Raw genomic sequence first — 11,180 nt, forward strand, 5'->3', positions numbered from 1 at the left:
CCTAAACATCGTTTTTGAAAAAGATGATAAACAACTACTTTTAGCTGCTTAAACCGAACTCACGTTAATTAAAGTGAAATCTGTAATTGTATTTTCAATTTGTGGCTATAAAAAAGAGTAAATAATGCCGGCAGTTACGTGTCAGTTTTTTACGAATGTGAAAATTGTAAAAAACTTTTGAGACCTCAGGTTGGAGGTTGTTGTGGATATTGTTTTCATGGTTCAGTTTCATGAACTCCAATTTAACAAGGTAATATAGGCGATAGTTGCAATTAATTGTGCTCAAATAAGAAGCGCCTTCTACAAAAGAGAAGGGCGCTTCTTATTAATTAAATTAGATAATTGGTGGAGTCGGAGGGATTTTTCGCTCCCGCTGGCCCAACACATGTCCGCTCAAGAGAAAGTTCGAACCCTCCCCGGGTTCTCATCCCTCATGTAAATTTAGTGCATAAAAAAAACCGATTTTCATCGGTTTTTTTAATAATTGGTGGAGTCGGAGGAACTCGAACCATTTTTATCATTTTTTACTGAATCTTACTTTAAAATACTGATATATGACTTTTATGGGCACATTTTAGTATGAGTAGAAGTAGCTAAATTAGGTCAAATTAAATTTATTCGTCCCCTCTCTTGCACCCTATTTTTATTTTATTCAGATTAGAGTATTCAAAAAACTCATGGCAGAAGCGCGATTTATACTCAAAGAACCGAAGTCAACGGAAAAGACCTTGGTTTATCTGATATTCAATTTCAACTACAAAAGATTGAAGTATTCAACTGGAGAAAAAATACTTCCCAAGTATTGGAACTTTGATGATCAGAAAGCCAAAGAATCCAGAAATTTTCCTGAACATGCTGAATTTAATTCCCGATTAAAAAACTTTGAAACTGCAATACATAATTCCTATCGCAGACTCTTAAATAATAAAGTGCCGATTACCATTGAGTTATTGAAACATGAATTAGAAGTTGAACTTCAAATCAAGCTTCAAAAGAACCGAATGACTTTATTTGAGTTTATTGAAAGATATATCGAGGAAGGGAAATCATTTAAAGCAAAAGCAAGTCTTAAGATATACACTACCACGTTCAACCATTTAAAGAACTACGGCAAGAAAAGACAGAAACGACTGGACTTTGATACTATTGATTTAAACTTCTACAATGATTATGTAGCTTACCTTACTCGTGAAGTCAATCTGGCAACAAATACCATCGGAAAGAACATAAAGACGCTTAAAACGATGCTAAATGATGCCACAGACAGAGGTTTGAATGATAATCTTGAATTCAAGAAAAAGAAGTTTAAAAGCTTCAAGGAAGAATCAGATAAAATTTATCTTACTACGGATGAAATTCAGAAAATCGCTGAACTGGATTTGAGCAAATACCCTTATCTGGATAGAACCAGAGATTTATTCCTGATTGGTTGTTATACTGGACTTCGCTTCTCTGATTACTCACAGATTAAAAAGGAAAATATCATTGAAGGAAATAAACTGAAGATCAGAACACAAAAGACAAAGGACACTGTTGTTATCCCTATCGGTAAGGTTGTTAATGATATACTGGTAAAATACAATTATCAATTACCCAAACCCATTTCAAACCAGAATACTAACCAATACTTAAAAACCATTGGGGAAATGGCAGGCATTGATTCAGATGTGGAAACCAGAATCACGAAGGGAGGGATAAAAGATAAAAAGACCTCTAAGAAATATACTTTGATCAGTACCCATACAGCCAGAAGAAGTTTTGCAACAAATCTTTATCTTGCTGATGTTCCCTCAATTACGATTATGAAGATTACAGGGCATAAATCGGAGAAAGTATTCCTGCAATATATCAGGATTACGCAGGAACAAAACGCAAACAAATTATTAGATCACCCATTTTTTAAATAATGTTATGGCAGGAGTTTTCGGTGTAGGAAAAGTAGCTGAATTAGACGTAAGACGTGAGATTGATAAATTAAGGGAGGAGCTTAAGCTAAAAGACAAGCAGAAAAAAAGACCTAAAGCCACATTGCCTGTGCAATTATTAATGCTTCACTATTTAGGCTTTCTTGAAAAGTATGAATTAAGCAATACGAAAAAAGCACAGCTCTTTTCATTTCTTCTTAATGGAGATTCTCAAAATATACGGGAGCAGCTACCAAACTTTATTGAAAATCAATTAAGGAATCCTAGTAATGAAAAACATTTAATGGAGTTAAGTGAACTTTTCAAGCAATTAAAATTAAATGAGATATCACAACTCATTGAAAAAGATTTAATTAAGTTAAGAACAGGAAAATAGTAGTACTACAGTTTTTTTACTACAGGTTCATTTCATGCCTTATTTCGGGGTATGATTTTTTCATCACAACAAAACAATGCTCTGTTAATTCAGAGTGTGAGTGAGTCAGAATTCAAGGAATTTATGACTCAGCTATTCGAATCTCATTTAGGCAGAAAACTAAATGATGATAGTAAGTTCTATTTCAACGATCAAGAAATTGCGGGGGATAGAACTAAGGATAAAACTACTGCTGAGAAAGTTCAGTATTTAACACGGGGAGAAGTTGCTAAGCATCTCCAAATTTCTCTTCCGACCTTGCATAATTACGTGAAGCAGGGTTTCATTAAATCTTATCGTATAGGTGGCAAAGTTCGCTTCAAATTAAAAGAAGTAGATCAGGCATTGACGGAGCGAAATTTTACTTCCGTTATGAGAAAGGGGGGTAATCATGCAGCATAAGAATGATTATTCAATTATTGTATTTCTCCCAAACAAGGAGGTTAAAAAATGGGCATTTGTACACCAGATTAACAAGTTTGAAAAGTTTCTTAGTCAGAAATTTCCGGAATGGGAATACATGAATGTTTATAACAGAAGATCCAGAGATTTTCTCAGAAGGATCAAAAGAGGTGATTCTATTCCTGCATTCATTGAAGCTACTTAATCGGTAGCTTTTTTTTTAACCTTTAAAATAAACCTTTATGATATTTATTAAACGTGCAACCATTCAGATTTTTTTATGAGAACCCATAACACCTACGGCAGAACATTTGTTACGGATTACGATAGTCCTAATGCAGAAGTACAGGAGAAATTCACAGGCTCTTCACTATGCAGAAAAAAGCAAAATAACAGTCATAAGAATGAAAAGCTTACCGTGATGGAAGTCAGGAAACGGCAATGGGAAAAAGAGATCAGTGAACCTAAAGAGATTCAACTCAAATCAATGTCACCCAGAACCAAACAAAAGATAAAAGATAAGCTTATAGCCTTTTCCAGACAGTGCAATAATCTAACCTTTGTTACTCTGACCTTCGCCAATCTTGTAGATGATCTGACAGCGGTTCAGATTTTAAGAAAGTTCATAGACAACACGAAAAAGAGAACGGTAAATTTTCAATACCTGTGGGTTGCAGAAAGACAAACTAAGAATCAGACCTTCAAAAACAATATCCATTTTCATCTGGTAACCAATAAAAGTTGGGATATAAATAAATACTGGTCTTACTGGTTAGAGCTGCAAAAGAAAAACGGCATTATTCCTCTGAATCCAGATTATAAACCTTCATCCGCTTTCAATGTGATGAAAGTGAAACAAAACGATCTCAGGAAGCTTCAAAACTATTTGACTAAGTATGTGTCCAAGAATAACGATACGTTTAAATGTCAGGTCTGGAACTGCTCAAAAATGGTATCGAAACTATATACTCACTATTCAGGGAATGAAACCTTTTTAGAAAATGCCTACAAACTGGAAAATGAAAACATAAATGAGTGTTATACAGAGTTCGGCACTTTGCATTTTGTACCTCTGAATCAAAAGAGTATTAAACTATACAAAAGACTCGATGAAAAGAATCAAGAAATTTCATCAAATGTTCAAGTACATTAACTATTCAACGGATGTCGAAACTTCTTAGATATTATAGATAGCTATTCAATCAATCTTTATTCTTTTTCAATCACAGTTGGGATATTTTTATAAAATCAGCATATTTAATATTTTAAAGTAAATTAGAAATTGTTCCATCAATTATATTATTTATCTAAAATTAAGAAGGCTTCTATCTCTAAGTAAACATTCATGTTAAAAGAATTAGCAATAAAATTTCTAAAAAATATTTTTGCCATTTTAGGATTCATTGCTCCAATATTAACTGAATTGAGTTGGAAATACAATTTAGTTTTCATTGTAATAGGATTGCTTATATCCACAATAATTTATTTAATTTTTGAATTACATGAAATTGACCATAAAAAATATTTAAAAGTTAAGGGAAGAGTCCCCGGAAATGGTTTACATCTTGGACAAAACATTATTAGAATTGAATCAAATCCTAAAATCCCTAAAGACTCAATTTTGACCTTGATTACCAAAGGGAATGGATTAACAAATTCAATTTGTATTTTAAAAGTAATTGAATCTATAAAAGACGAAGAAATTCAGGCTTTACAGTTACTGCCTGATGAAGGAGTATTACAATTAGATAATTATTTTGCTGATTCAAATAAGCTCGACAATTTATATGTTACCGTTATTGTCAAGGATTCTGATCTGCAAATTTTAAAAATGATAGAGTAATGGAGACTTTTAGAGTATTAGAAATAATAACAGGAACCAAAATAGTTCTTAATTGTGGTAAGAATAAAAATATAAAGCTTTCTGATAAATTTGAGGTTTATGGTCTAACAAAATCATTAATTGATCCAGACACAAATGAAGATCTTGGACCTGCCGAAATAATCAGAGGTAAAGGCATAGTTACACATATTCAGGACAAATTATGCACTATTGAGTCTTATATCAGAGATGACGAAGCAAAAAGAGTAATAAAAAAAACTAATCCATTAGTTAATGTTTGGACTCCATTAACGTCCACCGAGGAAGAAATTATTGGTGAGAATAAAATAAAACCATTTGAATCTATTCAAGTAGGAGATTTTGCCAGACTAATTAAAACGTAAAATAACACTCTGAAATAAATTTTGCCTAATTAAAAAAGGAGTTTAGTCAAAAATGGAAACTATTGATGACTTTTATAAAGAGTGGCGTTGGTTAACTTACAATGAGTTGGATTCTTTTAAATTATATTCAATTCTTGTTGGAAATAATTTTGCGTATCCAGATGAAAAGTATAATCAAAATATTATTGAGAGTTACAAGAAAAGATGTTTTGCAGTAAGTTTAGAGCAGATTCAGAATTACGAAAATAATTTAAGAAAAAGGCTTAATCACTCCAATAACACCAGTTCCTATTTAGGAATAGATTTAGCAAATTTTTATTTCCTTAGATCAGTCTTTATTGAAAATTGTTTAATAAATGTAAATCAAATTTCCCCAGGGGATTTGATTGATAAGATCAAGACAAACATTAAATATTACCATTGGTGGGACGAATTAAATTTTAAGGATCTAACTTTAAAAGTCATAAATAATTACTTCCTAAAGAGTACTCGTGAGTTAATTGGAGAACAGCCTCTCCTAAAGTTTTTTTATGACAGGTTTAAAACTAAAGAAGAGTTAATAAATCAGCTTTTAATTAATTTTTCGCCAAGTGACTATGCGATTGAACAAATGAACGCTTTCAATAGTAGAGGTAATGTAGTTTTTGATTATAGATGGTTGTTTGGTAATGAACTTACAAAATCAATTAGAATCTTTGAAAATGAATGTAGGTTTGAGTTTGATGAGAAAATTATCGGTTCTTTCTTTAATGAGAATCTTTTATTCAGAGAGGTTAAAAAGAAATTTAGCAATCAGTTTACAATTATTTCACAAGGATCTCCAGAATGGTTGAAACCTCAAAGATTTGACATATTTATACCAGAGATCAATTTAGCAATTGAATATCAAGGTGAACAACATTTTTATCCTGTTGATTTTGGTGGCAAGGGTAAGAAATATGCACAAAAACAATTTCAAGAAAATCTAAAAAGAGATATTATTAAAAAAGAAAAAGCCTTGAAAAATAATTGTACCATTTTTTTTGTGAATCCCCAATATAATATAAGTGATGTTTTCTTGAATATCGAGAAGCTCATTGATGATAAGCTTGCAAATGATAATTATACTAACCTGTAACAGGTTAAACAAAGGAAATTAGTAGTGTTTCTGATTTTATTTTAATTATGTTTCAAGTATATTGGTAATTAGTGTACGCCTGTATTCAATCATAAGCCTTTTATACTTGCATAATTTATACCAAACACCAGTTATTCGTCCCCTTTAGTACACCCTGCAAATAAAAAAGAGCTGTAAGTTATTGTCTTACAGCTCTTTGGTTATTGGTTTTGTGGAGCCGGAGGGATTCGAACCCTCGTCCAAACATGGGACATGTTACGCTTTCTACATGCTTAGCTGTTGTTCAATTGTCGGGAAGGGGAAGGTCAACCGCTTACCTGTACCTTCTTCCTTAGGTGTCTTGTCTCGCCGGATTATCACACCATTAAATCCTGGCCAGTCCTGTTGTTCGATGCTCCTGGTGTCAGACTACAGAACAGAATCTGACGGAACAAAAGCTTACTTAATTCTAAATTAAGCAGCTAAGGCGTAGTTATTTTCGCCGATTGTGTGTTGAAAGTTCAGATTAAAGTGCTACTACTCACAATGCACTGCATGCTTACATACCTATCTCCATCCTGTCAATTCCGGTCGACCCCAGAATTTTGATGATTGGGTATATCCTTACAAAGATACACAAAATCAGCCATATTTTGTTCAGATACGTCCCGGATAAACCTCAAGAGCTACTTCAAGGCATTTCATGGCTGCTTCCAGATCTTCTTTATTCAAAACGTATGCCAATCGTACTTGGTTAGTTCCAACGCCCTTTGTACTGTAAAATCCGGTGGCAGGAGCCATCATTACTGTCTGATTGTCATAGTTGAACTCTTCGAGCATCCATTGGCAGAATTTATCAGCATCATCTATCGGGAAACGCGCAACCACATAAAATGCCCCTCCCGGATTCGGACAAGTTACGCCGGGAATGTTGTTCAGCCGGTTTACTAAAGTATCACGACGCAGGGTATATTCCTTATTTACCGCTTCGAAATAGCTGTCAGGAGTGTCAACAGCTGCAGTTGCTGCGATCTGCTCAACCAGTCCCGGACTAAGTCTTGCTTGTGCAAATTTTAATCCTGCGGCGATTACTTCCTTATTTTTTGTGATCAGACATCCCAAACGGGCTCCGCATGCACTATAACGTTTCGACACAGTATCCAGTACAATAACATGTTCTTCCAGTCCTTCAAGATGCATCGGAGAAATGAATTCCTTTCCATCATAGCAGAATTCGCGGTAAGCTTCATCAGAGAACAGGAACAGGTTGTATTTAAGGCATAATTCTCTCAATGCCTCCAGCTCAGATCTGGAATACAGATATCCTGTCGGATTATTCGGGTTGCAAATAATAATCGCTTTAGTCTTAGGACCAATCAGCTTCTCAAATTCACTGATTGCCGGTAATGCAAATCCGTTTTCAATTTGAGAGAGAATGGGTTTTACAACTACATTGCTCATACAGGCGAAGCCATTATAATTGGCATAAAATGGCTCCGGAATAATCACCTCATCTCCATCATTCATACAGGTTTGCATGGCAATAGTAATCGCCTCTGAGCCTCCCATAGTAACCAGAATATCTGATGGCTCAATTTGATATCCAAGTTTATTATAATACTCTGTTAGTTTGGTACGGTAAGTAAGCGTGCCTTCGGATGGGGTATATGCCCAAACTTTGAAGTCGATGTTCTTTACAGCATCTAACATCACTGCAGGAGTTTCAATATCGGGCTGTCCGATATTAAGATGATAAACTTTTTTCCCTTCACGTTTTGCTTTATCTGCAAACGGAGTCAGTTTACGAATAGGCGAGGCGGGCATCTGCCGGCCCCTATTTGAAATTTCTGGCATGCAGCAAAATTACAAAAACCTTAACGATAGGGAATCAAGTGTTGTGGTTTTTAATTTTTTGTAATTTTTAAATTGCTGATCTGGAATATTTTATTCAAATATTGCTTCAAATCAGGTAATTACATTCATTTTTTACGCATGTATGTTTTATAATTTGGTTTTTCCGACAAAAAACAGATTATAATTTTGTGTTAGTATTCTCAATTCCTGAAGGCTTTTCTTATTTTTGGCGATACAGCAATTCTAATGACAGGAGCCCAGGTTACAGCATATAATATGTCCGAACAGGAAGAGTTGAGTTTTGAGGATTTCAGAAGCATCATAATTAATGATTATAAAATTGCTTACGAGAGCCGTCAGGCCAGTCTTTTAGGACGTAAGGAAGTTTTAACCGGAAAAGCCAAATTCGGGATTTTTGGTGATGGTAAAGAGATAGCCCAGTTGGCTATGGCCAAGGCATTCAGAGAGGGCGACTGGCGTTCGGGCTATTACCGCGACCAAACCTTTATGTTTGCTGCCGGTATGCTTACCATGCCTGAGTTTTTTGCTCAGCTTTATGCCAATACAGATCCCGATGCTGATCCGAGTTCGGGTGGCCGTCAAATGAATTGTCACTTTGCAACCCGTCTTCTTGACGAGAACGGAAAGTGGATGGATCTTACTAAAACAAAGAACTCTTCTTCAGATATTTCACCCACAAGTGGCCAGATGGGGCGCTTGGTAGGGTTAGCCCTTGCCTCCAAATTATACCGCAGCAATTCAGAATTAGAATATCTGAAGAATTTTTCAGTTAATGGGAATGAAGTGGCTTTTGGAACCATTGGTAATGCTTCCACGTCAGAAGGTTTATTTTTTGAGGCAATCAACGCTGCCGGAGTGCTTCAGGTTCCTATGGCTATTTCCATTTGGGATGATGCCTATGGTATTTCTGTTCCGGCTGAATATCAAACCACCAAACAGGATATTTCCGAGATCCTGAAAGGATTTCAGCGTGATGAAAAAGGAGAGGGTTACGAGATATTCAAGGTGAGGGGCTGGGATTATCCCGGATTATGTGAAACCTATGAGCGCGCCATAAAAGTTTGCCGTGAGCTGCATATCCCGGTGATGATTCATGTTACTGAAATGACTCAGCCTCAGGGACATTCTACTTCAGGCTCTCATGAGCGATACAAAGATAAATCGCGTATTGCCTGGGAAAATGAGTACGACTGTATGCTTCAGATGAGGAAGTGGATTATAGAATCTGCTATAGCTTCAGATGAGGAGTTAACTGAGCTTGAAACCAGGGCTAAAGTATATATTCGTGATTGTCAGAAAAAAGCATGGGCTGATTTTAATGCAGGAATGAAGGCTGAGCTTGAAGTTGCAGCAGCTTTGATGCAGAATACTCAAAATGCTGAACTCATTAATGCTGCAAATGCTCTGAAAACAAGTATTGATCTTTCACGTAAGGATGTGATTGCTTTGGTAAGACATGCCATCAGAATTCTGCGCCATGAGAACTCAGATGCTAAAAATAAGCTGATGAGCTGGTATCAGGATCAGCATGAGTCTATATATGACCGGTATAATTCGAAGCTCTTTACCGGTTCTGATGAATCGCCGTTAAATATTGAGGTGGTTAAGCCGGAATACTCTGCAGAGTCTAAATTGATTGATGGCAGGGAAATTCTGAATGCCTGTTTCGACTCCAACTTTTCGAGAGATCCGCGTATCATGGCTTTTGGCGAAGATGTAGGAGCAATTGGTGATGTGAATCAGGGCTTTGCCGGCTTACAGGCTAAATTTGGTAAGAAGAGGATCACCGATACCGGTATCCGTGAAATGACGATTGTTGGCCAGGGTATAGGATTGGCCATGCGCGGTTTAAAGCCAATTGCTGAAATTCAATATCTTGATTATATTCTGTTTGCACTTAATATACTGAGTGATGATCTGGCTACTCTGAGTTATCGTACCAAAGGGCGTCAGAAAGCACCTTTGATTGTGCGTACACGCGGACATCGGCTGGAGGGTATCTGGCATTCAGGTTCTCCGATGGGAGTGATCCTCAATTCATTACAGGGAATTCATATATGCGTTCCAAGAAATATGACCCAGGCTGCAGGTATGTACAATACTCTCTTGCGTGGTGATGAACCTGCATTGATTATTGAATGTCTGAACGGGTACAGATTAAAAGAAAAACTACCTGTTAATATTGGCGAATTTACAATCCCACTGGGTAAAGCAGAGCTGATCCGTGAAGGTTCAGATATTACTATTGTTTCTTATGGTTCAACATTAAGAGTTGTTGAACATGCGGCAGATGAGCTGGAAAAACTTGGAATAAGTGTTGAGATTATTGATCCTCAAACCCTTCTTCCGTTTGATACGGATCGTTTATGTCTTTCTTCGCTTCACAAAACCAATAAATTACTGGTTGTTGCCGAAGATGCACCGGGTGGTTCTACCGCATTTATTTTACAGCAGATTCTGGAACATCAGAATGGCTATCAGTTTCTTGATGGCAAACCTCGTACGCTGTCGGCTAAGCCAAACCGTACTCCCTATGGTTCGGATGGTGATTACTTTGCAAAACCATCTATTGATGATGTGGTAGAGATTGCTTATGAAATGATGAATGATACTAATCCGGAGAAATTCCCTGGTTTGTTCTGATTTCTGCGGATGGAGAAATTTCATTTTTTTCCGTCATTCTTGCCTACCGGCAGCTACCCTGTACACACATTTTTTTAATATGAAGGTTCCGGCCTCCGCCGGAATGACAACGTTTTATTGTTAATGGGGAGATCTCGGCCTTCGCCCAATGTCATTAAGTTAAGGATTTAAGTTACTGTTTATCAGCTATTTAGGTTGATATTGCAAATTATTTTTTGTATATTATACTGATAATCAAATAGTTAATATATCATGCAAAAAAACTGCTATTGAAATTTTAAAGGTACTTCAGACGGAAATTTTCAGTAGTTTTCTTCAGGAACGATTTAAAATGAGCGAAAAAGATTTTACAAGGAACAGGAAACAGTCATTTTCGGGAACCGTGCTGTTTATGGTTAATTTTCTGACCAAAAGTCTTTCATTGGAAATCGTAAACTTTGTCAGCCATTTAAAAGAGAAGCTTGGTAGGAATCAATCTGCCTTTACAAAGAGTGCTTTTGTACAGGCACGCAATAAAGTATCTCCTGAGGTCTTCCTATATTTGATCAAAAGACTAAACGATGAATTTTATACAGATAATTCGAATGTAAAACTTATT

10 protein-coding genes, 1 other RNA gene and 1 pseudogene are annotated in these 11,180 nt (G+C 35.9%); 10 read left to right on the plus strand and 2 right to left on the minus strand.

The features are described 5' to 3' along the window. The first annotated feature begins 677 nt into the window (after nucleotides 1-677). The 8 genes from P2W72_RS06725 to P2W72_RS06760 all read left to right on the plus strand — a co-directional run bounded on the left by P2W72_RS06725 (nucleotide 678) and on the right by P2W72_RS06760 (nucleotide 6,085). A complete protein-coding gene (locus P2W72_RS06725; RefSeq protein WP_276360226.1) occupies nucleotides 678-1,907 on the plus strand; it encodes a site-specific integrase in 1,230 nt (409 codons plus the stop codon). A gap of 4 nt (nucleotides 1,908-1,911) precedes the next feature. Then, nucleotides 1,912-2,301, plus strand: a complete 390-nt coding sequence (locus P2W72_RS06730; RefSeq protein ID WP_276360227.1) for a hypothetical protein — start codon at nucleotides 1,912-1,914, stop codon at nucleotides 2,299-2,301. Nucleotides 2,302-2,352: 51 nt separating this feature from the next. Continuing rightward, nucleotides 2,353-2,742, plus strand: coding sequence for a helix-turn-helix domain-containing protein (locus tag P2W72_RS06735; protein ID WP_276360228.1), 390 nt, complete (start codon nucleotides 2,353-2,355; stop codon nucleotides 2,740-2,742). Next, nucleotides 2,732-2,947, plus strand: coding sequence for a hypothetical protein (locus P2W72_RS06740; RefSeq protein ID WP_276360229.1), 216 nt, complete (start codon nucleotides 2,732-2,734; stop codon nucleotides 2,945-2,947). The genes P2W72_RS06735 and P2W72_RS06740 overlap by 11 nt, the downstream gene beginning before the upstream one ends. A gap of 75 nt (nucleotides 2,948-3,022) precedes the next feature. Beyond that, nucleotides 3,023-3,895: a hypothetical protein gene (locus P2W72_RS06745; RefSeq protein ID WP_276360230.1), complete on the plus strand. Its 873-nt coding sequence runs from the start codon at nucleotides 3,023-3,025 to the stop codon at nucleotides 3,893-3,895. A 192-nt stretch (nucleotides 3,896-4,087) separates the two neighbouring features. Further along, nucleotides 4,088-4,585, plus strand: coding sequence for a hypothetical protein (locus tag P2W72_RS06750; RefSeq protein WP_276360231.1), 498 nt, complete (start codon nucleotides 4,088-4,090; stop codon nucleotides 4,583-4,585). Beyond that, a complete protein-coding gene (locus tag P2W72_RS06755) occupies nucleotides 4,585-4,968 on the plus strand; it encodes a hypothetical protein (RefSeq protein ID WP_276360232.1) in 384 nt (127 codons plus the stop codon). Before P2W72_RS06750 ends, P2W72_RS06755 begins: the two co-directional genes overlap by 1 nt. Nucleotides 4,969-5,020: 52 nt before the next feature. Next, the gene (locus P2W72_RS06760; RefSeq protein WP_276360233.1) at nucleotides 5,021-6,085 is read left to right on the plus strand and encodes a hypothetical protein; all 1,065 of its coding nucleotides are present in this window, start codon (nucleotides 5,021-5,023) and stop codon (nucleotides 6,083-6,085) included. Between the two features lie 209 nt (nucleotides 6,086-6,294). On the opposite strand, the gene ssrA is transcribed toward P2W72_RS06760, so the two are convergent. Beyond that, nucleotides 6,295-6,663, minus strand: a transfer-messenger RNA (tmRNA) gene (ssrA, locus tag P2W72_RS06765). A gap of 58 nt (nucleotides 6,664-6,721) precedes the next feature. Continuing rightward, a complete protein-coding gene (locus P2W72_RS06770) occupies nucleotides 6,722-7,918 on the minus strand; it encodes a pyridoxal phosphate-dependent aminotransferase (protein ID WP_276360234.1) in 1,197 nt (398 codons plus the stop codon). A gap of 276 nt (nucleotides 7,919-8,194) precedes the next feature. Between P2W72_RS06770 and P2W72_RS06775 the strand changes: the two genes are divergently transcribed. Beyond that, nucleotides 8,195-10,582, plus strand: a complete 2,388-nt coding sequence (locus tag P2W72_RS06775; protein ID WP_276360235.1) for an alpha-ketoacid dehydrogenase subunit alpha/beta — start codon at nucleotides 8,195-8,197, stop codon at nucleotides 10,580-10,582. 331 nt (nucleotides 10,583-10,913) lie between these two features. Next, nucleotides 10,914-11,180 (plus strand): annotated as a pseudogene (locus P2W72_RS06780) (hypothetical protein); the annotation flags it as partial.

The organism is Daejeonella sp. H1SJ63 (genome assembly GCF_029360775.1).
In the GTDB taxonomy this organism is placed as follows: Bacteria; Bacteroidota; Bacteroidia; order Sphingobacteriales; family Sphingobacteriaceae; genus Daejeonella.

Coding starts and splice junctions, on each gene's coding strand:
- P2W72_RS06740 (WP_276360229.1), top strand. CDS start 2,732: ATGCAGCATAAGAATGATTATTCAATTATTGTATTTCTCCCAAACAAG.
- P2W72_RS06750 (WP_276360231.1), top strand. CDS start 4,088: ATGTTAAAAGAATTAGCAATAAAATTTCTAAAAAATATTTTTGCCATT.
- P2W72_RS06760 (WP_276360233.1), top strand. CDS start 5,021: ATGGAAACTATTGATGACTTTTATAAAGAGTGGCGTTGGTTAACTTAC.
- P2W72_RS06770 (WP_276360234.1), bottom strand. CDS start 7,918: ATGCCAGAAATTTCAAATAGGGGCCGGCAGATGCCCGCCTCGCCTATT.
- P2W72_RS06730 (WP_276360227.1), top strand. CDS start 1,912: ATGGCAGGAGTTTTCGGTGTAGGAAAAGTAGCTGAATTAGACGTAAGA.
- P2W72_RS06745 (WP_276360230.1), top strand. CDS start 3,023: ATGAGAACCCATAACACCTACGGCAGAACATTTGTTACGGATTACGAT.
- P2W72_RS06725 (WP_276360226.1), top strand. CDS start 678: ATGGCAGAAGCGCGATTTATACTCAAAGAACCGAAGTCAACGGAAAAG.
- P2W72_RS06735 (WP_276360228.1), top strand. CDS start 2,353: ATGATTTTTTCATCACAACAAAACAATGCTCTGTTAATTCAGAGTGTG.
- P2W72_RS06775 (WP_276360235.1), top strand. CDS start 8,195: ATGTCCGAACAGGAAGAGTTGAGTTTTGAGGATTTCAGAAGCATCATA.
- P2W72_RS06755 (WP_276360232.1), top strand. CDS start 4,585: ATGGAGACTTTTAGAGTATTAGAAATAATAACAGGAACCAAAATAGTT.